At 42.5% G+C, this 26,696-nt stretch carries 24 protein-coding genes; 8 read left to right on the plus strand and 16 right to left on the minus strand.

The window, feature by feature from the left end; translation table 11 throughout:
• Window positions 1–3: 3 nt before the first annotated feature.
• The 9 genes from atpD to ligA form a co-directional block, all read right to left on the minus strand.
• A complete protein-coding gene (gene atpD, locus ODU37_RS00820; protein WP_002936008.1) occupies window positions 4–1,410 on the minus strand; it encodes a F0F1 ATP synthase subunit beta in 1,407 nt (468 codons plus the stop codon).
• Window positions 1,411–1,429: 19 nt separating this feature from the next.
• Window positions 1,430–2,308, minus strand: a complete 879-nt coding sequence (locus ODU37_RS00825) for a F0F1 ATP synthase subunit gamma (protein WP_002936012.1) — start codon at window positions 2,306–2,308, stop codon at window positions 1,430–1,432.
• Window positions 2,309–2,319: 11 nt separating this feature from the next.
• Window positions 2,320–3,840, minus strand: a complete 1,521-nt coding sequence (gene atpA, locus ODU37_RS00830) for a F0F1 ATP synthase subunit alpha (protein ID WP_032497571.1) — start codon at window positions 3,838–3,840, stop codon at window positions 2,320–2,322.
• Window positions 3,841–3,843: 3 nt separating this feature from the next.
• Window positions 3,844–4,377, minus strand: a complete 534-nt coding sequence (locus ODU37_RS00835; protein WP_024400742.1) for a F0F1 ATP synthase subunit delta — start codon at window positions 4,375–4,377, stop codon at window positions 3,844–3,846.
• Window positions 4,378–4,884: a F0F1 ATP synthase subunit B gene (gene atpF / locus ODU37_RS00840; protein WP_249562136.1), complete on the minus strand. Its 507-nt coding sequence runs from the start codon at window positions 4,882–4,884 to the stop codon at window positions 4,378–4,380.
• A gap of 17 nt (window positions 4,885–4,901) precedes the next feature.
• Window positions 4,902–5,618, minus strand: coding sequence for a F0F1 ATP synthase subunit A (gene atpB, locus ODU37_RS00845; RefSeq protein WP_002936020.1), 717 nt, complete (start codon window positions 5,616–5,618; stop codon window positions 4,902–4,904).
• A 36-nt stretch (window positions 5,619–5,654) separates the two neighbouring features.
• Entirely contained in the window at window positions 5,655–5,855 is a 201-nt protein-coding gene (locus tag ODU37_RS00850; protein WP_002936021.1) for a F0F1 ATP synthase subunit C, read from the minus strand.
• Between the two features lie 136 nt (window positions 5,856–5,991).
• On the minus strand, window positions 5,992–7,035 hold the full coding sequence (locus ODU37_RS00855) for a diacylglycerol kinase family lipid kinase (protein WP_105158811.1): 1,044 nt from the start codon (window positions 7,033–7,035) through the stop codon (window positions 5,992–5,994).
• A gap of 10 nt (window positions 7,036–7,045) precedes the next feature.
• Window positions 7,046–9,004, minus strand: a complete 1,959-nt coding sequence (gene ligA / locus ODU37_RS00860) for an NAD-dependent DNA ligase LigA (RefSeq protein WP_105106248.1) — start codon at window positions 9,002–9,004, stop codon at window positions 7,046–7,048.
• Between the two features lie 122 nt (window positions 9,005–9,126).
• On the opposite strand from ligA, the gene ODU37_RS00865 reads away from it, so the two are divergent.
• The 6 genes from ODU37_RS00865 to ODU37_RS00890 all read left to right on the plus strand — a co-directional run bounded on the left by ODU37_RS00865 (window position 9,127) and on the right by ODU37_RS00890 (window position 13,991).
• Entirely contained in the window at window positions 9,127–9,273 is a 147-nt protein-coding gene (locus ODU37_RS00865; RefSeq protein ID WP_012027144.1) for an SPJ_0845 family protein, read from the plus strand.
• Window position 9,274: 1 nt separating this feature from the next.
• Window positions 9,275–10,180, plus strand: a complete 906-nt coding sequence (locus ODU37_RS00870; RefSeq protein WP_024395897.1) for a permease — start codon at window positions 9,275–9,277, stop codon at window positions 10,178–10,180.
• The gene (locus ODU37_RS00875; protein ID WP_024388433.1) at window positions 10,177–10,992 is read left to right on the plus strand and encodes a TIGR03943 family putative permease subunit; all 816 of its coding nucleotides are present in this window, start codon (window positions 10,177–10,179) and stop codon (window positions 10,990–10,992) included. The genes ODU37_RS00870 and ODU37_RS00875 overlap by 4 nt, the downstream gene beginning before the upstream one ends.
• A 78-nt stretch (window positions 10,993–11,070) precedes the next feature.
• Window positions 11,071–12,558: a glucose-6-phosphate dehydrogenase gene (gene zwf / locus ODU37_RS00880; protein ID WP_249562137.1), complete on the plus strand. Its 1,488-nt coding sequence runs from the start codon at window positions 11,071–11,073 to the stop codon at window positions 12,556–12,558.
• Window positions 12,559–12,757: 199 nt separating this feature from the next.
• Window positions 12,758–13,432, plus strand: coding sequence for a DNA alkylation repair protein (locus tag ODU37_RS00885; protein WP_105158809.1), 675 nt, complete (start codon window positions 12,758–12,760; stop codon window positions 13,430–13,432).
• Between the two features lies 1 nt (window position 13,433).
• The gene (locus ODU37_RS00890) at window positions 13,434–13,991 is read left to right on the plus strand and encodes a GNAT family N-acetyltransferase (protein ID WP_012027149.1); all 558 of its coding nucleotides are present in this window, start codon (window positions 13,434–13,436) and stop codon (window positions 13,989–13,991) included.
• Between the two features lie 23 nt (window positions 13,992–14,014).
• Here ODU37_RS00890 and ftsY read toward each other — a convergent pair whose 3' ends face one another.
• From ftsY to rnc, 5 genes are read right to left on the minus strand one after another with little or no spacing between them, the layout of a single operon-like run.
• A complete protein-coding gene (gene ftsY / locus ODU37_RS00895) occupies window positions 14,015–15,289 on the minus strand; it encodes a signal recognition particle-docking protein FtsY (RefSeq protein ID WP_105158808.1) in 1,275 nt (424 codons plus the stop codon).
• 1 nt (window position 15,290) lies between these two features.
• Window positions 15,291–16,103: a Cof-type HAD-IIB family hydrolase gene (locus tag ODU37_RS00900; RefSeq protein WP_024399453.1), complete on the minus strand. Its 813-nt coding sequence runs from the start codon at window positions 16,101–16,103 to the stop codon at window positions 15,291–15,293.
• A complete protein-coding gene (locus ODU37_RS00905; RefSeq protein WP_050572883.1) occupies window positions 16,093–16,902 on the minus strand; it encodes a Cof-type HAD-IIB family hydrolase in 810 nt (269 codons plus the stop codon). Before ODU37_RS00905 ends, ODU37_RS00900 begins: the two co-directional genes overlap by 11 nt.
• On the minus strand, window positions 16,899–20,432 hold the full coding sequence (gene smc, locus ODU37_RS00910; RefSeq protein WP_398580397.1) for a chromosome segregation protein SMC: 3,534 nt from the start codon (window positions 20,430–20,432) through the stop codon (window positions 16,899–16,901). Before smc ends, ODU37_RS00905 begins: the two co-directional genes overlap by 4 nt.
• Before the next feature lie 2 nt (window positions 20,433–20,434).
• Complete coding sequence (rnc, locus tag ODU37_RS00915; protein WP_012028264.1) at window positions 20,435–21,121, minus strand: ribonuclease III; 687 nt, start codon at window positions 21,119–21,121, stop codon at window positions 20,435–20,437.
• 188 nt (window positions 21,122–21,309) lie between these two features.
• On the opposite strand from rnc, the gene ODU37_RS00920 reads away from it, so the two are divergent.
• Window positions 21,310–22,311, plus strand: a complete 1,002-nt coding sequence (locus ODU37_RS00920; protein WP_024415568.1) for an acyltransferase family protein — start codon at window positions 21,310–21,312, stop codon at window positions 22,309–22,311.
• Between the two features lie 21 nt (window positions 22,312–22,332).
• On the opposite strand, the gene ODU37_RS00925 is transcribed toward ODU37_RS00920, so the two are convergent.
• Both ODU37_RS00925 and ODU37_RS00930 read right to left on the minus strand, forming a co-directional pair.
• Window positions 22,333–23,373 (minus strand): helix-turn-helix transcriptional regulator, encoded by a 1,041-nt coding sequence (locus ODU37_RS00925; protein WP_024381410.1) that lies wholly within the window; start codon window positions 23,371–23,373, stop codon window positions 22,333–22,335.
• Window positions 23,374–23,383: 10 nt separating this feature from the next.
• Window positions 23,384–24,652, minus strand: coding sequence for an MFS transporter (locus ODU37_RS00930; protein ID WP_105158806.1), 1,269 nt, complete (start codon window positions 24,650–24,652; stop codon window positions 23,384–23,386).
• 271 nt (window positions 24,653–24,923) lie between these two features.
• On the opposite strand from ODU37_RS00930, the gene ODU37_RS00935 reads away from it, so the two are divergent.
• A complete protein-coding gene (locus ODU37_RS00935; protein WP_105158805.1) occupies window positions 24,924–26,411 on the plus strand; it encodes a DUF1846 domain-containing protein in 1,488 nt (495 codons plus the stop codon).
• The last annotated feature ends 285 nt before the right edge of the window (window positions 26,412–26,696 follow it).

Here is a 26,696-nt window from a genome sequence, read left to right on the forward strand (position 1 = left end):
CCTCTAGAATTTCATTTTAGCAGCTTTAGCGACCACATCCTCAATTGAACCAACATTTCGGAAGGCATCTTCTGGTAGATGGTCGTGTTTGCCGTCCAAGATTTCCTTAAAGCCTTTCACCGTTTCAGCTACTGGCACATAAGAACCTGGCATACCTGTAAATTGCTCCGCAACGTTGAAGTTTTGAGAGAGGAAGAATTGGATACGACGAGCGCGACCAACCAAGGTCTTCTCTTCATCTGACAATTCATCCATACCGAGAATGGCAATAATATCTTGCAATTCTTGGTAACGTTGAAGGACACGTTTTACTTCCATAGCTACTGCATAGTGCTCTTCACCAACGATTTGTGGAGCAAGTGCACGTGATGACGAAGCCAATGGATCCACCGCAGGGTAGATACCAAGCTGAGTCAACTTACGTTCCAAGTTAGTTGTTGAATCCAAATGAGCGAAAGCTGTCGCTGGAGCTGGGTCTGTATAGTCATCCGCAGGTACGTAAATAGCCTGAATAGATGTAACAGAACCCTTCTTGGTTGAGGTAATACGCTCCTGCAATTGTCCCATCTCAGTTGCCAGTGTTGGCTGGTAACCAACGGCTGACGGCATACGACCCAAGAGGGCAGATACTTCTGAACCAGCCTGCGTGAAACGGAAGATATTATCGATGAATAGAAGAACATCCTGCCCTTCCACATCACGGAAGTATTCCGCAATGGTCAAACCAGTAAGAGCAACACGCATACGAGCTCCTGGTGGCTCATTCATCTGACCAAATACCATGGCCGTTTTTTCAATAACACCTGATTCCTTCATTTCCCAGTAAAGATCGTTCCCTTCACGGGTACGCTCGCCAACTCCGGTAAATACAGAGATACCACCGTGTTCTTGGGCAATATTGTGAATCAATTCTTGGATAAGGACGGTTTTACCAACACCGGCACCACCGAAGAGACCAACCTTACCACCTTTTAGATAAGGTGCTAGGAGGTCGATAACCTTAATCCCTGTTTCCAAAATTTCGCTTGAAGTAGATAATTCGTCAAAAGCCGGCGCTTTCTTATGGATAGGCTCACGTTCAAAATCTGCCGGAAAAGACTCTTCAAGGTCAATGGTATCTCCCAACACATTGAAGACACGACCCAGCGTTTCTTTACCGACTGGAACAGAGATGGGACGACCTGTATCGAGAACTTCCATCCCACGTGTCAATCCATCCGTTGATTCCATGGCAATGGTCCGTACAACGCCATCACCAAGTTCCAAAGCCACTTCAAGCACGACTTTTTGTTTGGAATCATCATTTTTATATACAACGAGTGCGTTGTTAATCTCAGGAAGTTTATCTTCTGCTGCAAACGCAACGTCTACAACTGGTCCGACAACCTGAGTAATTTTGCCTGAACTCATTCTATTTCCTCTATTTCTATTACTCAAGGGCTGAGGCACCAGCTACAATCTCAGTAATTTCCTGAGTAATCGCTGCCTGACGAGCCCTATTGTATTGGATTGTCAAATCGTTAATGACATTCTTAGCATTATCCGTCGCTGTCTGCATGGCTGTCATACCTGCTGCATTTTCAGCAGTTTTGGCATCCAAAATCGCTCCATAAATAGTTGATTCTGCATATTGAGTCAAGAGTTGTTCCAAAATAACCTCACGGTTTGGTTCCAACTCAAAGGTAGCTGTATAACCATCTGCTTCATTGTGGTCCAAATCTTCTACAGGAAGCATCTGTTGTACACGCACCTGACTGGTCAAACTATTGACATGGTGGTTATAACAAACATACAACTCATCAAAGAGTTCATTCTTGTACATCTCAACAGACTTAGAAATGATTTTTTGAACCTCTTCAAAACTTGGATTGTCTGCTAAACCACGCAATTCAAAGACAGGATTGATACCACGGGCACGGAAGAAATCTGCTCCCATACTACCAATGGCAATAATCTCATACTCGTCTTTTGAGTCATGATCCTGTTCAATCATCCCCATCACAGCCTTCAAAATACTGGAATTATAAGAACCTTTTAGTCCACTGTCAGAGGTAATGACAATATAACCAGATTTTTGAACTGGACGACGAATCAGCATTGGATTGCTTGTATCTGAAGCCATCAATTCTCCACGCAAGAGATCCGTTGTAATCTGACGAACCTTACTAGCGTAAATCTGAAAGGATTGCGCTAATTGCTCTGATTTGGCTAATTTAGAAGCCGAAACCATCTGCATGGCACCGGTGATTTGACTGGTTTTCTTAGTAGATGCAATTTTTGACTTGATTTCATTGAGAGAACCTGCCATTATTCACTCCTTTACTTAAAGACAGACTGGTCTTTGAAAGCTTGGATAGCAGCATTCAATTCATCTGTATCAGGAAGATCTTTTGTTGTACGAATAACATCCAAAAGACCATCGTAGTGCAAATCAAAATATGCGTACAGTTCTTCTTCAAATGCCAAAATATCATCAATTGGCACTGAATCCAAGAAGCCATTTGTCAAAGCATACAAAATCAAAACCTGTTTTTCAACTGGAAGTGGCTTATGCAATGGTTGTTTCAACACTTCCACAGTCCGACGACCACGGTTGAGTTTGGCCTGAGTTGCTGCATCCAAATCCGAACCAAATTGCGTAAAGGCTTCTAATTCACGATAAGAAGCTAAGTCGATACGAAGGGTACCTGCCACCTTTTTCATGGCCTTAATCTGTGCAGAGCCACCTACACGTGATACAGAAGAACCCGCATCAATGGCTGGACGGATACCAGAGTTGAATAAATCGTCCTTCAAGAAGATTTGTCCATCCGTGATTGAAATCACGTTGGTCGCGATGTAAGCTGAGATATCTCCCGCTTGTGTTTCGATAAATGGTAGAGCTGTAATGGAGCCGCCGCCCAATTCATCTGAAACCTTTGCTGAACGCTCTAGCAAACGACTGTGCAAGTAGAATACATCCCCTGGATAGGCTTCACGACCCGGAGGACGACGAAGCAAGAGAGATAATTCACGGTAAGCTACCGCTTGTTTTGACAAATCATCATAAACAATCAAGACGTGTTTGCCTTCATACATGAACTCTTCTGCCATCGCAACACCAGCATAAGGAGCCAAGAAAAGCAATGGAGACGGTTGTGAAGCAGATGCCGTTACTACGATTGTGTAATCCAAAGCACCATATTGACGAAGGGTTTCAACCTGAGTACGAACAGTTGACTCTTTCTGACCGATAGCCACATAGATACAAATCATGTCTTGGCCTTTTTGGTTGAGAATAGCATCAATAGCTACAGATGTCTTCCCTGTCTGACGGTCACCGATAATCAATTCACGCTGACCACGACCAATCGGAACCAAAGCGTCAATCGCTTTAAGACCAGTTTGAAGCGGTTCATTAACCGACTTACGTTGCATAACACCTGGTGCTGGATATTCAATCGGACGAGTCTTACTAGTACGAATCTCACCAAGACCATCCACAGGTTGACCAAGTGGGTTGATGACACGACCAATCAAAGCCGAACCAACTGGTACTTCCATAATTTTACCAGTACGACGAACAACTGACCCTTCACGAATATCGGTAAATTGTCCGAGAATGATAATACCAACATCGTTGGTTTCTAAGTTTTGTGCCATACCAATGGTGCCATTTTCAAATACCAAAAGCTCTCCACTCATGGCATTGTCAAGACCTTGCGCACGGGCGATACCGTCACCGATATAGGTTACGACACCAGTCTCTGTGTAGTCAAAGTCAGGCTGAAAGCCTTCAATTTGTTGTTTTAGTAAAGCGCTAATTTCTTGTGCATTAATCAAAAGAACACCACTTTCTATTTTCTAAAGTTTTTTTCTAACGTCCTTCAACTGTGTCCGAACGCTTGCATCGATTACCTTATGGTTAACCGTTACAATAAAACCACCGAGGAGACTTTGATCAAGTTCTTCCGTGATATTGCGTACACGCAAGGAAAATCGTTGTTCTACCAAGTGACGGAGACGCTCTTTTTGAGCTTCTGTCAACGGATAGACTGAAACCACACGGGCTTCAAATTCATTTTTAAATTTACTGATTTGTAATTGGACACGCTCAAGGGTTTCAAGAAGCAAGTCTGCATGACCATCACGAATAACATCTTCAATCAAGTCATTGATTTGCCAGAAACTAGATTGACGTACCGTCCTTACAAAGTCAGCCTTTTCTTCTCTCGATACTGTCGCTGACAGCAAGAGTCGATTCAGCTTACTATCATGAATGATGGAAATCAAGTCAGAAATCTGGTCATACATATCCCAAATATCTGCATGATCACTGACTTTTTCAACAAATGATAGAGCATATTTTTGCACGATGGCATTTTCTCTAGCGTTCATCTACTTGTCTCCTAGTTTGTCCAAATAACGGTCAATCAAGTTACTATGAGCTTGTTGGTCCAAATCTTCCAAAATAATTTTGCTTGCAAGATCAACTGCCAATTCAGCAACTTGAACACGCAAGTTTTCTTGTGCTTCACGTTTTTCAGCTTCAATTTCCAATTGAGCTTTTTGCTTCAATCCTTGAATTTCAATGTCTGCTTGCTCAAGAATACGTTTTTTCTCTAGTTTTGCGCGTTCAACCGCGTCTTGAATAATCTTTTGACTTTCAATACGTCCCTGTACCAACTCATCTTCACGTTGTTGAACAAGGTTCGCTGCTGCTGTTAGTTTTTCTTCTGCAGCATCAATATCGTTCGCAATCTTATTGGCACGTTCTTCAAAAATACCTGTAATTTTATCCCATGTAAAAACACGAATAAGAATAATAAGTATTGCAAATGAGGCTGTTACCAAGATAAAGTTTCCAAGAATGGTACTAGATTGCATTGTAATAGTTGTTGCCATAGTTGTCTTTCCCTTTCCTATTCACTCTCACTACTGATTTTTTTATTTAAGTACATAGATACCAACATGATAAATACATATCCCTGCAAGCATGAAATGAATACAGAAAATGCTGTCCAAACAACGTTCAGAGCAAAAGCAATTGGATATGCAAGTGCACTTTGTTGAGATAATTGTAGAAGAAGAGAGACAAGCACTTCACCAGCATAAATGTTACCGTACAGACGAAGAGCAAGCGACACAAGGTTGGTCACTTCTTCCAAAATGTTCATTGGAGCCATAGCCCAGGGTGTCACAAAAGATTTGAGGTATGCCTTGAAACCGCGACGACGAATACCCTCAACATGACAAAATACTGTTGCAATTGTTGCCAAACCGAAATCGTAAGCCATATTGGCCGTTGGAGAAGTCCACAAATTATGTCCTTCTGCTGTTTCCAATTTGGTCATCAAACCTAGATTATTGGCAACCAAAAGAAAAGTAAAGACTGTAAAGAAGAACAAGGAATACCGCTTTGCTTCCGCATCGCCAAGATTCCCTTTTGTAAAATTGATGGTCAATTCGTAAACGTACTCCAAAACATTCTGTTTTCCTTTAGGCTTGAGCTCCATCCGACGACTAGCCCAAAAAACAAGTAAGAAAATAATGGAAATGGTAATGACAGAAACCAATACCATGGTCAGGTCAAAGGTTACGGGACCAAGGGTAAGGGTTGGACTTAAATGTTCTTCCAATGGAGGTTCCCCCCTTTTCTATTTCTCTATTTTCTACTATTTCAAGACAAATGTCATAGCCAAGGTTACGAAGAAAGTTCCCTCGATAAAGGCAACACCCAAAAATACACCAGCCATCAATTTACTTTGCATTTCTGGTTGACGTGCAGTCGAACTAAGGTATGAAGCCACCAACAGTCCCTCACCGATACTTACACCAAGACAGGCCAATCCAAGGGCCAATGCGCCTAAACTCATAACGAATTCTCCTTTTAAAATTTAATACCATGTAAGGATACTCCTAAAACATCTATTTGTCAAGAAAATACCGCCATTGTAAGCGTTTAATTCATTTTTACAAAATAAAAAGAAAAGACGGTTTCATCTTTTCTTCCTATTTAATAGTTTCATTAATATGGTCTGTTTCTTCAATGAAGCGTTTGGCCATATCTTCTCGATTCATCTGATCAGTATCAAGAGTGATTGCATGGTTAGAAACCAGATCTGTATCTGCGAAAAACTCTATATGGTTTGATAGGTTGTACAGACGTACAGGGGCTTCCCCACCAAACTCTCCATCTAGATTGAGCAGTAGACGGTTATCTGGGTTCAGATTTTCGATGGATAGGCTCTTGGTTTTTATGTATTCAACTAGATCACTATCAATGTGTTTGCCACCGTCTAAGACTTGACGAATCAGATGCAGAATTTCAAATAAATTCCCTGTTTTAACCATCAATAAGGTAAAATTACCATCATCTAACTTAGCATCTGGAACGATCTGTTCAAACCCTCCAATTGAATTGGTTAAGGCAACAAAAATCATTGAAACCGAGCCTTCAAACACGCCCTCGTCATGCTCTACACGAACAGGTGTAAATTGTACTTGTGGCAGGAGTTCTGCTCCTTTTACCACATAGGCCAAATAGCCAAACATGGTCTTAAGTTGACTTGGAACACTGTAGGTCAATTCCGTAAGTGTACCTGCCGCAGCAATGTTGATAAAATAATGTTCTTGATGAAAACCATTTTTTTGATTTTTGGCTAAACCAATATCCATTAAAATGGTCTGCTGCTTACCAATAACCTTAGCTGCTTCTACAGGATTTCCCCTGGGCACTTTTAAGGCACGCGCATAGTCATTGGTGGTGCCAGTCGGTATGATGGCCATCTGCGGACGTTTTTCAAGCGGAGCAATTCCATTGACGACTTCATTGATCGTTCCATCTCCACCAGCCGCAATAATCAAGTCAAAGCCTGCAAGTGCCGCACGTGTAGCCTCATTTTTTGCAGAGTCTTTCTCAGCAGTTGTTTGGAAAGCTGAAGTTTCATAACCGTAACCTTCCAAAATTTCCAATACTTCGGCTACATTTTTCTTCATGATTTCTTGACCTGAGGTCGGATTATATATTAGTCTAGCACGTTTTCTTTCTTCCATCGTTTTACCTTTACAAGCTCTCCAACCAAGCCTCATCTTTTATTTCGATACCTAGTTCCTGTGCTTTGGTCAATTTACTACCAGCATCTGTTCCAGCAACCACAAGATTAGTTTTTTTAGAAACTGATCCTGCTACATTTGCCCCTAAAGCTTCTAATTTGGCTTTGGCTTCGTTTCGTTTCATTCGCTCCAATTTACCAGTCAGTACAACTGTCATACCCGATAGCGCAGCATTTTCATCTACTACTTGTCCGAGATAGGTCAAGTTTACCTTAGCTTCCTTAAGTTCAGCTAAAAGTTGCTGCGCACCTTCACTAGCAAAAAAAGTTGTCAAGGACTTAGCAATAACCTGACCAAGACCTTCTAGCGAAGCAATTGCTTCTTGTTCAGCAAATGCTAAGGTTTCTAAATCGCCAAATTTTTCTACTAAAATCTTACTTGCCTTACTGCCGACATGGCGAATTCCTAGTCCAAACAGGAGGCGTTCTGCTGAGTTGCTCTTAGAAGTTTGAATGGCTTGATAGAGCTTGTCAGCCGATTTTTCTTTGAAACCTTCCAAGGTCAATAGGTCATCAACAGTTAATTTATAAATATCGGCAACATCGTGTACCAAGCCTGCTCCAAAGAGTTTTTCAACGATTGAAGACCCTAGCCCTGCGATGTTCATGGCATCCCGACTTGCAAAATGTTCCAACTTACTCATCAGCTGGCTAGGACAAATAGGGTTGATACAGCGGAGGGCAACTTCGTCCTCATAGTGTTGTAGGTCGCTCTGACAAGACGGACAACGACTAGGAACGGGCATGATTTCTTGCTCTTTTCGATACTTGTCCACCACTTTCAGAACTGCTGGAATAATATCTCCCGCCTTATAAACAATGACCGTATCGCCAATACGAATATCTTTTTCGGCGATATAGTCTACGTTGTGCAAGGTCGCTCGACTGACAGTCGTTCCTGCCAGTTGAACAGGACTAAGGTTGGCAGTTGGTGTCACAACACCTGTCCGGCCAACAGTCCAATCAACCGACAAGATTTCTGCTTCTTTTTCCTCAGCTGGAAACTTGTAAGCTACTGCCCATCGTGGCGCTTTTACTGTAAATCCTAGTTCTTCTTGTATAGCTAAATCATTTACCTTGATGACAACACCATCTATCTCATAGGGTAAATCATCTCTACGCTCTGCTATTTTTTCAATAAAATCCCACGTGTCATCAATCGACTCCGCCAAGCAATATTCGTGGTTGGTCACAAATCCCAGAGTATCTAACTTGCGAAGCACATCGGACTGACTAGTCGCTTCAGATGGACTAGCCTCTTGGTAAAGGAATGTTGCAAGTCCACGCTGGGCCACGACACCTGTGTCTAATTGGCGAAGAGTTCCTGCCGCTGCGTTACGCGGATTAGCAAATTCAGCTTCCCCAGCCTCCTGACGCTGTTTGTTAACACGGTCAAAGGAAGCCTTTGGCATATAACACTCACCTCGGACAGTGATGTCCACAGCTTCGGGTAGGGTCAAAGGAATATCCGCCACTCGTTTGAGATTTTCTGTGATATTTTCACCGACACTACCGTCACCACGTGTAGCACCCACGACTAAATTACCCGCTTCATAGGTCAGGGAAATAGATAGACCATCAATCTTCAATTCACAGATATAAGTTGCTTGAGGAAATTCCTTGCGAACTCGCTGGTCAAAAGCTTCTAATTCTTCACGAGAAAAGGCATCCTGCAAACTAAAAAGAGGATAAACATGACTATATTTTTCAAATCCGTCTAGCACCTTTCCCCCGACCCGATGGGTAGGACTATCTGGTAAAATCAGTTCTGGATGAGCTGTTTCCAGCTCTACTAATTCACGATAAAGCGTATCATATTCTGTATCTGATACGCTAGGTTGGTCCAATTGATAATACTCTTTAGCGTATTGATTGAGCACGCTAACTAATTCTGATATTCTTGTTTTCATAAGAATATTATATCATGATTTGAGGGTGCGAACTATATTTGCGCTTCAATAAAAACAGATTCCTTTAGATAATTTTTAGCAAAAAATGTATAATGTGTATATAAAATTTTTGGAGGTGCCCTATGGCTGTAACCTATAAACGACAAGATGATTTAGAAAAGATGCTGGAAGAATTTGCTTCATTTGAAAAATTGGAAGAAATTGAGTATCCAGATCCAAAATCAAAAGAACATTCCGAGAAAAACAACTTGAATCAGGATAAAAAATAATATGTTCGGTCTTGATCAATTACCTACCTCCGTCCTACAGGCGGGGGCTATTTTCCTGTCTATCATGATTGAAGCCTTGCCCTTTGTCTTGATTGGAGCTATTATTTCAGGTTTTATCGATGTGTTTATAACACCAGATAAGGTTCGTAAATTCTTACCCAAAAACAAGTTTCTTGCCATTCTATTTGGAACCTTTATCGGCTTCATTTTTCCGTCTTGCGAATGTGGCATTGTCCCTATTGTCAATCGACTATTAGAGAAAAAAGTACCTAGTTACACTGCTGTTCCCTTTTTAGTAACAGCTCCTGTGATTAATCCCATCGTCCTTTTTGCAACCTTTACCGCTTTTGGCAATTCCCTACTTTTCGCCCTCTATAGAGCCCTAGGAGCCATCATTGTATCCCTAGTATTGGGAATCATTCTTGGTTTTTTCGTAAAAGGACCAATTCTTAAAGGAAGCAAGTTTGACCATCACCAGCATGATTATTCAGATAAAACCAGCTGGCAAAAAGTTGGCTTCGCACTTATTCATGCCATTGATGAATTTTTTGATACGGGACGGTACCTAGTCTTTGGTTGTCTCTTTGCCAGTCTCGTACAAGTCTATATTCCAACCGCTGTCCTGACTACCATCGGTCACAGTCCATTAACAGCTATTTTACTGATGATGTTGCTGGCCTTTCTTCTTTCCCTATGTTCTGAAGCCGATGCCTTTATTGGTGCATCACTACTATCCAGCTTCGGATTCGCCCCAGTAATGGCTTTCTTAGTTATCGGACCCATGGTGGATGTTAAAAACTTGCTCATGATGAAACATTATTTCAAGGGAAAATTTATAGCCGGTTTTATCATTACTATCACTCTCGTTATTTTGGGATATAGTCTGATACTTGGAGGTATAGTATGATTCGTTTTTTAATTCTTGCAGGTTACTTTGAAATGACCATGTATCTCTATATTTCTGGAAAATTAGACCAATACATTAATCTGCACTATAGCTATCTAGCCTATCTATCCATGGTTTTATCTTTCATACTTGCCATCGTACAATTGTATGTCTGGGTAAAAGAAATTCGAGTACATAGCCATTTAAAAAGTAAAATTGCCAAACTATCAAGCATTGGACTATTGCTCATTCCTCTTGCTATAGCCTGGCTCTTTCCTACGGTCAGCCTGGATTCAACAACTGTTGCTGCCAAGGGCTATCATTTCCCACTAGCAGCAGAAAACGATACTAATACACAAAACCAAGAAGGGACGACTGTTCAGTATCTCAAGCCTGATACTTCTATTTATTTTACAAAATCTGCCTATCAAAACCAGATGCGTGAAATTGCTGATAGATACTTGGCTGAAGAAACCATTGTCGTTACTAATGAAAACTATATGGAAGTGATGGAAGCAATCTACGACTATCCTACGGAATTTTCAGGAAAAACGATTGAAATGATTGGATTTGTCTACAATGACCCTGACAATAGCCAGCAATTTTTCCTTTTCCGCTTTGGTATTATTCACTGCATTGCTGATTCTGGGGTATATGGCTTACTCTCTACGGGGGTTACCACAGAATTTCCTAACAATACTTGGGTAAAAGCCAGAGGAACAATCAAGGTTTCCTACCACACATCGTTGAAACAAAATCTCCCAACACTTGAATTACAATCGATGGTTCAGATTGAACAGCCAGATTCCCCGTACGTCTACCGTGTTTTCTAATAATTCCAATTCAAAAAGTGAATTTTCTGACAATTTATGCTATAATAGTGTCTATACTCAACAGATAGGAATGAAATTATGTCATCACATGTATTGTTTACAATTTTTGGTGCTAGTGGCGACCTTGCCAAACGCAAACTTTACCCATCTTTATTCCGCCTCTATAAGGCTGGACACATCAAGGAAAACTTTGCAGTCCTTGGTACAGCTCGCAGACCCTGGACCAAGGAATTTTTTGAGCAAACCGTCATTGAATCACTGGGTGATCTGCCTGACACACCACGTCAAGCTCATGAATTTGCTAGTCATTTCTACTACCAAAGCCACGATGTCAATGACACGGAACATTATGTAGCTCTTCGTAAATTACAGGACGACTTGTGTGAAAAATACGATACCCAGCACAACAAGGTCTTCTTCCTCTCTATGGCACCTGAATTTTTCGGAACCATTGCCAAACACCTCAAATCTGAGCAAATCGTTGATGGACAAGGTTTTGAACGCTTGATTATTGAAAAACCTTTCGGAACTAGCCTTGCTACAGCTACCAAACTCAATGATGAATTGGCAGCAGCCTTCAATGAAGACCAAATCTATCGTATCGACCATTACCTAGGCAAGGAAATGGTGCAAAATATCTTTGCGGTTCGCTTTGCCAATATCATTTTTGAGCATATTTGGAACCGCGATTACATTGATAACGTCCAAATTACATTTGCTGAAGCGATTGGTGTTGAGGATCGTGGGGGCTACTACGATCATTCTGGCGCCTTAAAAGACATGGTGCAAAACCATGCCCTTCAAGTTCTTTCCCTTCTAGCAATGGATAAGCCAGCCAGCTTTAAGGAGGAAGATGTCCGCGCTGAAAAAATCAAGGTCTTCCAACACCTTCGTCAGCCTTCTGATGAGGACCTCAAACGCAACTTTATCCGTGGTCAATATGCAGCAGGTTCCATCGACGGAAAAGACTACGTTAGCTACTTGGATGAACCAAATATTGCCGAAGCTTCTCAGACAGAAACCTTTGCAGGAGGTGTCTTCTTCGTTGATACTGACCGTTTCCGTGATGTCCCTTTCTTCTTCCGTACAGGTAAACGCCTGACAGAAAAGGGCACACGCGTGACCATCACCTTCAAGCATGCGGAAGATATTTTTGGTCAACCTTCTGAGGCCAATGTCTTGACCATTTTCATCCAACCAACTGAAGGCTTCATGCTCTCTATCAACGGTAAGGAAGTTGGTTCTCACTTTGCACTTACTCCTGCCAAACTCAACTTCCGTCACAATGCAACTGCTCTTGGAAATTCACCTGAAGCCTACGAAAAACTATTTTTTGATGTCCTAAATGGTGATTCTACTAACTTTAGCCACTGGGAAGAAGTGAAATCAAGCTGGAGCTTGATTGACCGCATTGTTGATTTGTGGGCAAGCAACCAAGTCCCACTCCACACCTATCCAGCTGGAACTATGGGACCTGAGGCTGCCTTTGATTTGCTAGAAAGCTACGGTTGCAAGTGGGTCTGGACGCCAGATGTGTGGTATCGTGAACGTGGCTTATTGAAATAGTCATTTAGTTTATCTTTGATTACTTCGTTAACTCGCTTTGCCGTACTCCACGAAAGTGACTTGCTTCGCATGTCTTATTTCCAACCTAGAACAGCCTCTAGGCTGTTCTAGCAACCTGCACCTCGTTGCCTTGTACTAAAAGCAAACTAAACGACTACATATGAAAACTGGAGCAATCCAGTTTTTTTCGGAGATATTTATGACTGAAATAAACACCATTCTCACCCAACTTGAAGCAGCCAGCCATGCTGACACCCTCAAGCGATATGAAAAAATTGGCGAAACCAAGCCCTACTACGGCGTTCCGATGGGAGCTATTTCTGGTATTGCCAAGGCCTATAAAAATCGACTGGACTTGTTTGCTCCACTCTGGCAAACAGGTGTCCTTGAGGCACAATATTTAGCTATTCAAATTGCCAAAACAAAACCTGACCAGCTGACTTCTACTGCTTTAGAAACTTGCCTCAATGAAGAAGTTTCGGTCAATGTCCTCGATAAGCTGGCTTCCATCATTCTTAGCAAACGAAAAGACAGTAAGGATTGGGAAGCCTACTTGCTGGGCAAAAATTCAGCCATTTTTCAACGCATTGGCTGGTTCCTCCGTGCTAAATATTTTGCTGGAAAAACTGCCTCAAATCAAGAAATCGAAGAATCTCTAGACCACATTCGCCAGCATTTACAAACCGCAGACCCGCTTATCCAATGGACCATGAACCAATGTTTGGTGGAGATTGCAGTTGCCTATCCCGACTACCTGGAACAAGGTATTGCAATCGGTCAGGAGCTCGCTGTCTATGTGGACATGAAAGTACCAAAAGGCTGTACTTCTGCCTACGCACCAGACTGGATAGAAGCGTTGTTGAGGAGGAAATAAGATGCAACATAAAGGAACTCAGATTTTAGAAACAGAACGTCTAATTTTACGCCCTTTTCAAGCAAGCGATGTTGAATCAGTTTTCCAAAACTGGACTTCAGATGAAAAGGTTACCACCTATCTGACCTGGCCAACTCATCAGACACTCCAAGATACTGAAGACTATGTCCAGTTCTGTCTTCAATCCTATTCACAGGAAAAAACATACAGGTGGGTAATTGAGCTCAAAGAAAATCAGCAACCCATTGGAGATATTTCCGTTGTCAGCCTTGATGAAAGAGTTCAAGCTGCCGAATTAGGTTGGGTGTTGGGCAGTAAATGGTGGGGGCAAAGTTATATGGCCGAAGCTCTTGAAGCTGTTAATCACTATTTATTGGAGGAAGTGGGCTGTTTACGGATTACAGCTGTTCACGATAGTGAAAATCGTCCTTCTGGTCGTGTCATGGAAAAAGTCGGTATGACCTATGAAGGAACTCTCCGCCAAGCCGCTCGAAACAATCGGGGTATTGTGGATATTGCCATTTACTCACTGCTGCATACAGATAGAAAAAGTCGCTAGTTCATTGAACTAACGACTTTTTTCTATACCAATCCTTCCAATAGCCCACGCATGAATTCTTCGGATTTGAATTCACCGATGTCATCGATTTTCTCACCGAAACCAATCAGCTTGACTGGAATATCCAGTTCCTGACGGATGGCAAGGACGACACCCCCCTTGGCTGTACCGTCTAGCTTGGTCAAGACTAGCCCAGTCAATGGAGTAATTTTTGCAAATTCCTTGGCTTGACTAAGGGCGTTTTGACCTGTGGAGGCATCCAGTGCTAAGAGGGTTTCATGCGGTGCATCAGGCAGGGTCCGTTTGATGATGCGACCGATTTTTTCCAGCTCTGCCATGAGGTTTTCTTTATTTTGCAAACGACCTGCTGTGTCAATCATGAGAATATCCACACCTTCTGCCACGGCACGTTTTACCCCATCAAAGACCACACTAGCTGGGTCTGACTTTTCTGGACCTGTGACCACAGGCACATCGACACGGCGACCCCACTCAACCAGTTGGGCTACCGCACCCGCACGGAAGGTATCCGCTGCGACCAACATGACCTTCTTGCCAGCCTGCTTGTACTTATAGGCTAACTTACCGATAGAGGTCGTCTTCCCAACGCCGTTGACACCAACAAAGAGCATGACCGTCAAATCATCTTGAAAATTGATTTGCTCGCTGAACTGGCCGTCTTTCTCGTAAATATCCACCAATTTTTCGATGATAACACGACGGAGTTCATCTGTCTTCTTGGCATTTTGTAGCTTGGCTTCATAGCGGAGCTCCTCTGTTAGAGTAGAAGCAACTTGCACACCTACGTCTGACAAAATCAGCATTTCTTCCAACTCTTCGAAAAATTCTTCATCAACCGAACGGAAATTGGCAAAGAATTCGTTGAGCCTTGCCCCAAAGCCTGTACGGGTCTTTTTCAAGGTCCGCTGGTACTTGTCCTGCTCACTTTCTTGCTCTACTGGAACAGCTTCCTCAACAGGCTCTTCCTTGACCTTGGTTTGAATAGCAGGGTCAAAGCCTTGTTCCTGCGCTTCCTTCACTCGAGCCGCAGCGGCTTCTTTGGCTGCATAATATTGAGCCATCATGTCTAAGGTCCGTTGTTTCTGAGCTTCCTGCTCGGCAGTCAATTCAGACTCTACTACTTCAGACTGGCTCTCTTCCATTTCTTGACTAGCTGACTCAACTTCAGTAGTTACTGTATCTTCGCTTGAAACCGACTGCTCCGTTTCTACGTCTTCAACAAGAGCGACTTGCTCCTCTTGTTTTTCTTGTCCAAATAATCGATCAAATAATCCCATACTAGTCCTCATTCAATACATAGTGCTCGATGGCCCAAGCAATACCATCTTCATCATTGGTTTTTGGCAGGACAAGGTTGGCCGCAGACTTGATTTCATCAGTCGCATTAGCCATGGCAACGCCCAGACCAGCCCATTCAATCATGGAAAGATCATTTCCTTCATCGCCACAGGCCATAACTTCTGACTGATCAATCCCCAGATGTCCAATCAACTTAGCCAAACCATTTGCCTTGTGGACACCTTTTGGACTCCATTCGAGCAGAATATCACGCGATTTGAAAATCTCGAAGCGCTCGTGAAGTTCTGCAGGAATTTTTGGAATTTGTCCATCTAGAAATGCTGCATCTACTGCTGAGACTGCCTTATTGTAGACAAAATCTTCTGGCATTTCCTCATCACTTGCAACAATTTTATTAAGCAATGGATTACAAGTTAGATAAAGTGATTCATGAGCTGATGGTAGAGAATAGACATCACCACCATAGAGAACATCCAGAGGCAGATCCAAATCATTTGTCACACGACGGATGGTGCGCACATCTTCAATAGTGAAGCCAACCTTATCCAAAACCCGACCTGTATTTTCCTGGACTAGACCACCGTTAAATGTAATCGAATATTGATTCTCCCCTAGCAGATCTAGTTCTTCTAGAAAAGTACCGATAGCTTGTAAAGGACGCCCTGTTGTCAGAACTACATAAACTCCACGCTCACGCGCTGCCTGCAAGGCCTTTTTATTAGCTTCTGAAATCCGTTTGTCCGATGTCAGAAGTGTTCCATCTAAATCCAATGCAATCAACTTAATTGCCATTTACTTCCTCCTCTAAATAGGCTAATACTGCTCCATCATTGCAATGACCAATCATCAAATCCGCCCGAGCTTTCACTTCCTCTCTTGCATTTTCTGTCGCAAGAGCCAGACCTGCAAAGTCAAACATATCCAAATCATTTTGATTATCACCAAATACCACTACATCCTGACGGGTAATTCCAAAATGAGCACAGAGATGACTCAATCCAACTGATTTATTTGAACCATTTGGAATTATATCAATATTGTCAAAACCAGTTGTCATGGCCGTTACACCTTCAAATGTATCATTTAACCATCGTCTGGCATCGTCCATTTCCTCAGGAGAAAATTTGGCATTGATTTTTATAATCTCTTCTCCAACTTCTTCAAACGTGTCTACCAATCGAAAGTGTGCATAATAATTCGTCATCGCTTCTAAAAACTGAGGCTCAGCATTTTTTAATAAATAAAAGTTTTCGAGACCAGACAGCACCATGGACCGACTGCTACCAAAAGGACCTGCATCAATACCCGCGATAATCGGCAGATAGATTTCAGGACTAATTGGATCATCCATAAAGATAGTCTGCCCCTGATATTCAACGATTGAACCATTTTCTGCCACAAAACCGATTTCATCTACAAAATCTTCAAAAACAAGTTTCAGGCTTTGCATAGATCGCCCACTTGCTGCCACAAATAAATAACCTTTTTCTTTAAACTGATTCAGTATACGACGAAACCGTTCCTTATCAAAACTATGGTCTTCTCGTAAAAAGGTACCATCCATATCACTGGCGTAAATTTTGTTAATCATAATTTCTCCACATCTTTCAGCTTAACGGAAACAATCTTGGACACGCCAGATTCCTGCATGGTCACCCCATACATGGCATCCGCTGCCGCCATGGTCCCTTTACGGTGGGTCACGACGATAAACTGACTCTCCTTATCAAAACGGTTGAGGTAATCACCAAAACGTTTGACATTTGCCTCATCCAAGGCTGCCTCCACCTCATCGAGAATTACAAAAGGAATGGTCTTAACACGGATAATGGAAAATAGCAGAGCGAGAGCCGAAAGGGCTTTTTCGCCACCTGACATAAGATTGAGAGATTGAATTTTCTTACCCGGAGGTTGAACTGAAATCTCCACACCCGCAGTCAATAGGTCACCTTCTGTCAAAATCAAATCCGCTGAACCACCGCCAAACATTTGTTTGAATGTCTGCTTAAAGCTTTCACGAATAGCTTCAAAAGTAACCTTGAAGCGCTCTTTGACTTCATCATCCATCTCATGGATAGTATCTAGTAGTAAATCACGTGCCGACAAAATATCTGTCCGTTGCTCATTGAGGAAGGTAAGGCGATTATTAACCTCGTCATACTGCTCAATAGCATCCAAATTGACTGGACCCAAAGCACGAATAGCTCTTTCTAGGTCTTTGAGGCTTTGTTCAGCAACTGCAAGATTCTCAACTTCCTTGGCCTGAGACTGGGCAGCTTCAAAACTCAATTTAAAATGCTCGGTCAAATTACCAAGTAAAGTCCGTAATTTATCGCCCGCTTGCTCACAATCCGCCTCTAACTTAGCCTGCTTACGAATCAAGTCATCATTCTTAGTCCGAGCTTGTTGCAATCTTTCTTCCAAGTCTTCAAACTGCCCATCAATATCTTCCAATTCAAACTTTAAGCGAATTAGAATCTGATTGGTCTGGTTTTGCTTATCAGATGCCGCCTGCAATTGTTCTTCAAGAATCTCAATACTAGTATCTTCAAGAGCTTCTAGCTTCTGGTCAATCATATCCTCTAGAAGAGAAATTTCCTTATCTGCAACCACTTTTTCTTCTTGCAAACGTCTCAGATCTGTCTGTTCAAAACGAAGTTGGCTAGTTAGTTCAGCCTGTTCCAAAGTTAGTTGACCCTTCTGAGTCTGTAGTTTCTGCAAGCTTTCTTGAATACTGTCGCGATTATCACGGACTTGATTGATTTGTTGATCCAAGGCTAGTTTTTTCTCATTCAAGGCTTGGACATTTACTTCTTCCTTAGCAGCAACCTCTTCTAGCTCAGTCAAAATGGTCGGACTAACCTGGCTCATTTGCAGGTCATACTGGGCTGATAGCTGAACCAGTCTATTTTCTGCCTGTTCCTGATGAATCCTTGCGCTCTGCTGGTTCAATCTAGCTTCTTCCCCCTCAGCCTTAATCGTTTCCAAGGCTTCTCTGGTCTGGTCTAAGCTAGTTTTCTTAGCTGCAACCAAGCTTTCTTGCTCCTGCAACTGGCTGGACAGCTCTGCTATTTCTCCTAAAAGAGCATCGAGTTCTGGTTTGATAAAGGTCGTGCTGTTATTTCGATTGCTACCACCAGCAAAGGCACCACCAGGACGAATTTCAGCTCCATCCATGGTCACCATACGCACTTGAAACTTGGTTGCCCGCGCCGCCTGATTGGCATGGTCAATGGTATCAAAAATCGCGATAGTACCTAGCAAATTTTGGAAAATCGCATCTAAATTTGGCTGATAAGTCACCAAATCACTTGCAAGCCCCAAGAATCCTTCTGAAGATTCTAGTAAAGAGACTTGCTGTCCAGAAAGCTGACGTGGCTTGATAGTTGTTAGAGGTAAGAAGGTTGCCCGTCCTTGCCGTTTTTCTTTCAAAAATGCGATAGCTCGTTTAGCAGTCGCTTCATCTTCAACGATGACGTTTTGACTAGCACCGCCAAGAGCAATTTCCAAAGCCGTTTGGTAACGAGTATCAAAGGTCAATTGTTCACTGACTGCTCCAATAATTCCTCCTAAGCTTGGTGCCGCCTGTAAGACAGCCTTGACCCCCGCGTAGAAATTGGAATGATTTTTTAAAATAGCTTCTAAACTAGACTGGCGAGCCTGCTTGCCTTTCAACTGATCCAGCAAATCAAACAAGCGACCTTGCTCAGCCTGATAAGCAGTCTGGGTTTGATCCAATTCTGATTTTTTGGTCTGATAGCTCTCAAGTAACCGGCGTAACACGTGATCAGCTTCTTCTAAACTTTTCCGACTCTTATCAAGCACTTCTTGAGCTGTTTGTTTTTCCGTCTGCAAGCGTGCCAAGTCTTCAGATTTACTCTCAGAAAGACTGATTTGATTGGCAATATCCTGCTGAATCTTGGTCAGACTGTTTGAAGCTTCTGCCTCTTCCTGCATCAGAGCAACATACTGTTCACGCAGATGATCTAAAACTTGATCAGGATCTTCTGAAAAGTAGGAAATTTCTTTGTCTACCGCAGCAATATCGTCTTTCAAGCTAGACAAGGAACCATCTAATTGCGCAAGCGTTTCTTGCTTTCGCTCAATCTGTTCTGCCAACTGCTCTTGTCTAGTCAACAAGTTTTCCAAACGCGCCTGCGCTTCTTGACGACTTAATTCGTTTTGACTAGATTCCAGTTTATGGACCTCAATTTTTCGCTCCAAATCACTGATTAACTTGGTCAAATCCAACAGAACTGCCTGTTCACGCTCCAATTGTTCTGAAAGGCGGTGGCGCTTCTCTTTCAAGTTCTGATTTTCTCGCTCCAGCTCAGAACGCTGTTTGTAGTAGCTAGTCAATTCAGTTTTGACAGACTCTAGTTCGGCTTCTTTTTCCGATAACTTTTCCTTACCAAGCGACAACTGGGCCACCAAAACATCTAAGTATAATTCCTTACGTTGACCATCTAATTCTAGAAATTTCTTAGCAGTTTGTGCCTGTTTCTCTAATGGTTTGACCTGATTATCTAATTCGTAGATAATATCATCCAAGCGGTCCAAGTTGCCCTGGGCCTGTGCCAACTTACTTTCTGTTTCTTTTTTACGCGTCTTGTATTTTAAGACCCCTGCCGCCTCTTCAAAAATAGCACGGCGTTCCTCAGGCTTGGAATTGAAAATTGCTTCAACCCGCCCTTGTGAAATGATAGAGAAAGAATCACGTCCCAAGCCCGTATCCATGAAAAGATCATGAATATCCCGTAGACGAACCTTTTGCCCATCAATCAAGTACTCACTATCACCAGATCGATAAATGTGGCGTTCTACCTTGATTTCTTTCTGTTTATTGGCGATAAAACCTGTGCTATTATCCAAGGTCACGACAACCGAGGCATAGTTAAGAGCCTTGCGGCTTTCTGTTCCCGAAAAGATGACGTCTGGCATCTTGCCTCCACGTAGGCTTTTAGCAGACGACTCTCCCAAGGCCCAACGTAGACTTTCTGTAATATTGGACTTGCCAGAACCATTCGGTCCTACAACAGCAGTCACTCCACGATCAAAGACTACCTTAGTCTTATCCGCAAAGGACTTAAAGCCCTGCATTTCAATTGATTTTAGATACATACCTATCCTCTAGCCTCCACAGCATTTTTGGCGGCGGCTTGTTCAGCTAATTTCTTAGAGCGACCACGACCACGACCAATCACACGCTGATCAGCAGATACCTCCACTTCAAAGGTCTTATCATGGGCAGGTCCAGACTCAGCTATTACTTGATACGAAATAGCAATCTCACCATTGACCTGCAAAATTTCCTGCAAAGCAGTCTTATAGTCGGTCACGCGCTCAAAATTCCCTTTTTCTAGACGAGGAATCATGACCTTATGGATAAATTCCTCCACGGTCTTTTCCCCCTTGTCCAATAGCAGAGCTCCTAAGAACGCCTCGAAAGCATCTCCTAAAATAGTATCGCGATTTCGCCCTCCAGATTTCTCTTCCCCCTTACCAAGACGAAGAAACCGATCAAAACCACAAGCACGTGAAAAACCAGCCAAAGACTCCTCACGTACAAAGGTCGAACGCAACTTGGACATCTCACCTTCGGGTCTATCAGGATATTTTTGATAGAGATATTTGGAAATCATCAACTGGAGAACAGCGTCTCCTAAAAATTCCAAGCGCTCATTATGTGAAATTTTTAGAAGGCGATGCTCATTGGCATAAGAAGTATGGGTAAAAGCCGTTTCTAATAAATTCAAATCCGAAAAATCAATCCCAAAATCAGCCAATAATTTTGCATGTAAATCTTTCATCTATATGCTCCTTTCTAACTTAAACGAAATAGATGGTTTACATTTACTCCGTCCTAACATTATACCATATTTTCCACTGGACTTCTCTTGTCAACTAAGTTTCAGCCAGCACCTCTCCACATCTTTTTGCAAACATTTACATATTCATCAGATTTCGATAAAATAGAAGAAAAAAGAAGAACGTTAGCATGCAAAATAAGACAAAACAACTCAATACATCACTGCTCTCCCTCATCCAGTTCATCGGATCCATTCTCGTTATCGCCCTCCATTGCCGCAGGTTATTTGAAGCAGACCAGCTCCACTTCATCCAAAAATCAATCTTTAGCCGCATGGTCGTTCCTTACTTCATGGTCACCGCCAGCTTCTTCCTCCGACGTAACTACCCTAGCCTCTCCAAACAATACCTGATCCGCTACAGCAAGCAGTACCTGACCTGGTCCGTCCTCTACCTACCCTTCTACCTCTTCTACCTAAACCTCCAAGAAATCCCCCTACTCTTCTATCCCCTCACACTCCTAGTCGGACTGACCTACACCGGCACCAGCTACCAACTCTGGTACATGCCCGCCTTCCTGCTAGGTCTTGTCCTCGTCCACTATTCTTTAAGGAAATGGGGCTGGCGCATCACAGTATGTCTAGCCTCCCTCCTCTATCTCCTAGGCTCAGTTGAAACCTACTCCTCCTACCTGGCAGAATCGATTTTCCTGACCGCATTTGACAGCTACAAAACCTTCTTTTTCACCAGCCGCAATGGCCTCTTCTACGCACCGATTTTTGTCCTGACAGGCTTTTATCTAGCCGACAAACTCAATCACCCCATTTTCCAATACCGACAAAAAACCAAACTGCTAGTTTCTACAGTCATTTTAATCTGCGAAGCTACAATCATCTACCTCAATCAAGGTTATGATAAAAACTTTATTTTCAGCCTTATTCCATTCACAGCCTATCTAGTCGCCTGGACCCTAACCACAGACCTCTTCCGCCAGAAAAAATTCCAATTTCTAAAAGAATACGCCAGCTATTATTATTTTATCCATGTTATCCCAGTCGAAGTCAGCTTTTTCTTCCTAGAAACTAGTTCCCTGACCAAAATACAGCAAGGGTGGTTAGTCTTCCTTATCACCATCATCACTTGCCAACTGCTCAGCTGGTTAATCATTGGCTACAAAAAAAGAACCTTGTAAGACCTAACTTACAAGGTTTTTTTACAAATCAAAATCCTCTTTCAACTTATCAATCACCTGTTGGAGCAGGTCGCGATTGACACTGTATTTGACATTCTTGTCTTTGGCATTAAAGAGAAGCAGGTCGCCGTTAATCAACTTTTGGGTATGGAAGGACACAGCGGCTCCAGTAATATTGAGCCGTTCTGCAATGTCCTTGCTCTTAGCATGAGGTTTGGTCAGCTCCACCAAGACCTGATAGCGCGTGCTATCGCTGATGACTTTAAGAGCCGTTGTCAAATCATCCAGATCCAGCTCGTCATTTGACAGCATAATCTGATCAATTCGACAGGAAGCTAAAAGAGCAACTTTCATATAGTCAAATTCTTCGTTGCCATAATAAGCAAACCAATAATTCCAAGGACTGAGGACGAAGAATTGAGCAGTTTCCACTCCTAAAGCATCCAAGCCAGTCATAGCTAACTGTTTGGAGTCTCTGTAGAGTTGTTCAATGTCAAAATCCCTAGCAAAGGCTTCCCGCTCAACTCTTGCTTGCTCAAAATAGGGCTGGTAGTTTGGAAGCATCTTATCCAAGAGAGCGACAGACCGCTGAACCGTTTCCAAGGGATTGCGGATAGCCAATGACCAGTACCACTTATCTGCTGGCTTTTTATCTGTCTTTTCCAAGAGTTCCATGAGGCTGAGTTTCTGCTCACGATGACCGTCATTTTCAGACGCTAGCATAGTCCGCATGGCATCTTCTACCTCTTCTTGAGACAGCTTTAAAATCAATTGACAAGCTTCCTCAACTGTCTTTGGATCCTGCCCATCATTCAAGATATAGAAATAAAGACTATGCAAAATGTTAAAAATATGTCCCCAGACAAAGACTTGATTGACTTCCTGACGAAAATCTGCCAACTTTTCTTCAATCTCATCACGAATGTCCAAGGCATCTTTGAGAATGTCTTTTTCTTTCTGTGAAAAATCCGCCTCAAACGGCTCCTCACGCTCCTTGACAATTAAAGGAATAAAGAATTTTTCGACAATTTCGCTTCTATAATCTCGGTAATCTAATTTCATAGTTTTCTTTCTAAGTATTCACTAATGACTTTGCAGGTTTAGATCCTGTAAGAATAGTATAGCTTACTAGCACCACAGAAAGCAAGAGGAAGATGAGGGAAATACTGGTCGCAGAGAGAATTGTCACCATGAAGGCAACCAAGGCTTGACCAGCAACCATACCAATCTGGCAGAAAGCATCAATCCCTCCACCGACTGTCGCCAATTTATCTTCAGGCAGTTCATTTAAGACCAAGGCATTCATTTTCGGATTGAAGACACCCAAAGTCATAGCTGTCACAAAAATAACCGTCAATACCACATAAATATTGTGGAGAAAGAAACCCGAGAAAAGTAAAACAGGCATAAGAGTAGAAAACTTGAGGAGATTGATTAAGCTGACATTTTTGAACAAAGCCATACCGATACTTGACCCCAAGATACTACCTACTGAGAAGAAAATGGAAATCAAAGCAACGGTTGTTCCTGCATTGACAATCACAAAGTCTGAGAACTCCTTCATATTTAGAATAACTAATGGTGAAAGTGCGGTAAAAATGGCATTCAGGCTGGCAATGGTCACAATTGACGCTTTGAGAACAGGAATATTCTGAACAGCTTGGTAGGATTCTTTGAGACTGTTACGCATGCCCTTGATAATGCCTCCTTCTGTTTCTGTTTGCTCAGCTTCTTGGATTGGATTTTCCTTCAGTAGCTTAGCAAGAGCTGGACGGAGGGTTGCCATGATGGCAAGACTGACCAAGAAGGTTCCTGCATTGAAGAAGGCGAGATTCTGGTAAGACATAAATCCGATCAGGATAGCACCGCTGGCTTGGAAGGCGATTTGCAAAAGACTTTTCACCGTCATCTTAAAAGCCATAGCTGTTTCACGGTCTTCAGCAGCCACAACCCGCAAGCTGACTGGCATATAGAGACCGTTTTCGTATTGACCAGCAAGGTCAGACAGGAAGTTGATGACGCAGACCACCGCCACAACCCAGAGGGCTGGTGCAAATCCCATCAGGAAACCAACAAGGGCATAGAGACCGACACGAACCACCAGAGTTGCAAGAATGGTATCCAATTTGTTTTTGGTCTTGTCTGCCCAAATCCCGATAAAGAGGCCTGCCAAAATCGGCAAGGTTTCAGATGCGGTAATCATAGCCAGGGCAAACTTGGTATCTGCTAAGAGTAAAACATAGTTCATCAAAGCCAGATAGTAAAGCGTATCTCCAAAGTTAGAAATCAAGTCCGCTACAAAGCTAGATAGAAATAATTTATTGTGAATCAACTTTTTCATAAACATCTCCTTAAACATCGATTAAATATTTGTTTAATATTATTTTACACTTTATTTTAATAAAGTCAATATTTAACTTTATAAAAATTAAATATTTTTTAAACACTTGTTTAACTTTTCTTCTGTCTGACTTTTTCTTGACAAGATTAGCACGGTTTGTTATAGTATTGTTCGGGCACCTCTTTTGAGAGGTCGGAGAAAAGGCTCCCTAGTTTTAGGGAGCTATTTTTGTTTTTCCCAGAGATTAATACACATTTGGAGGACTTATTTGATGAAGAAAATCGCATTTGATTCAACTAAATACTTGAATTTGCAACGTGACCATATTTTAGAACGAATTGCTCAATTTGAAGGCAAGCTCTATATGGAATTTGGCGGAAAAATGTTGGAAGATTTCCACGCAGCCCGTGTTTTACCTGGCTATGAACCAGATAATAAAATCAAACTCCTCCAAGAGTTAAAAGACCAAGTAGAAATCGTCATCGCCATCAATGCGAGCAACATCGAACATTCTAAGGCACGTGGTGACTTGGGTATTTCCTATGACCAAGAAGTCTTCCGCTTGATTGACACCTTCAATGATATTGATATTTATGTTGGTTCTGTGGTCATTACCCAATACCGCAACCAACCAGCCGCAGACGCCTTCCGCAAACAGTTGGAAAAACACGGCATCAAGTCCTATCTCCACTATCCAATCAAGGGTTATCCTTCTGATATCGACCACATCATTTCACCAGAAGGTATGAGCAAAAATGACTACATTGAAACTAGTCGCAACCTCGTCGTTGTCACCGCACCTGGACCTGGTTCAGGTAAATTGGCGACCTGTATATCCCAACTTTACCACGACCAATTGCATGGAGTAACATCAGGCTATGCTAAGTTTGAAACTTTCCCAGTGTGGAACTTACCACTCCACCATCCCGTTAACTTGGCCTATGAAGCAGCGACTGCCGACCTGGACGACCTCAACATGATCGACCCCTTCCACCTGCAAACTTACGGCAAAACTGCGGTCAACTACAACCGTGACATCGAGGTCTTCCCTGTCCTCAACCGTACCTTTGAACGTATTTTGAACAAATCACCATACGCCTCACCGACAGACATGGGCGTTAACATGGTGGGCTATTCCATCGTGGACGAAGAGGCTGCGATCGAAGCATCCAAGCAAGAAATCATCCGCCGCTACTACCAGACCTTGGTTGATTTCAAGGCAGAGCGGGTGAGCGAGCAAGCAGTTAAAAAGATTGAACTCCTCATGAATGAAGTCGGTGTGACACCAGCAGATCGTAAGGTTGTTATCGCTGCGCGCGAAAAAGCAGAGCTGACAACTAGCCCTGCCCTTGCTATTCAGTTGCCAACTGGAGAGATTGTAACAGGTAAGACATCCGACCTCCTCAAGCCAACTGCAACTGTTCTCCTGAATGCCATCAAGCAAATTGCTAAAATCGATGATGAAACACTTCTCATCGAACCAAACTACATCCGCCCAATCCAAGAATTGAAGGCAGATTATCTGGATAAGACCAATACACGTTTGGACGCCAGCGAAATCCTTAACGCCCTTGCCATCACTGCACAAGGTAGCCCTCTTGCTGCATGTGCCATGAAAGAATTAGGCCAATTAAATGGTAGCGAAGCCCACTCGACTGTTATCCTATCCGATGAAGATAAGAGTGTTCTTCGTAAATTAGGTATCAATCTTACCTTTGACCCTATCTACCAACACAACAAGTTTTATCAGAAAAACTAAGCACTCAAAAAGACTTGCTCCGACAAGTCTTTTTGTGAACAGTAAAAAAGCAAGGATTCAATTCCCAATGTCATTAAGTTAAGCATTTAAGTAGCTAAAGAAACTATTCCCGTCTGAGCAGTTCATGACAAAACGGGAATAGTTTTTATTTTAGGGCGCACAAAAAGGAGGTTTTTTAACCCTATTTTTCAACTATTATGTTACTCTATAAGTGAAGCTTACAGGTACCTTGCTTTTTATCTTTCTTTGGAACGTTCGATTGGGTCGGATGATGGATAAATGTTT

The sequence above is a fragment of the Streptococcus sp. 2021WUSS109 genome, assembly GCF_044427305.1.
In the GTDB taxonomy this organism is placed as follows: domain Bacteria; phylum Bacillota; class Bacilli; order Lactobacillales; family Streptococcaceae; genus Streptococcus; species Streptococcus suis.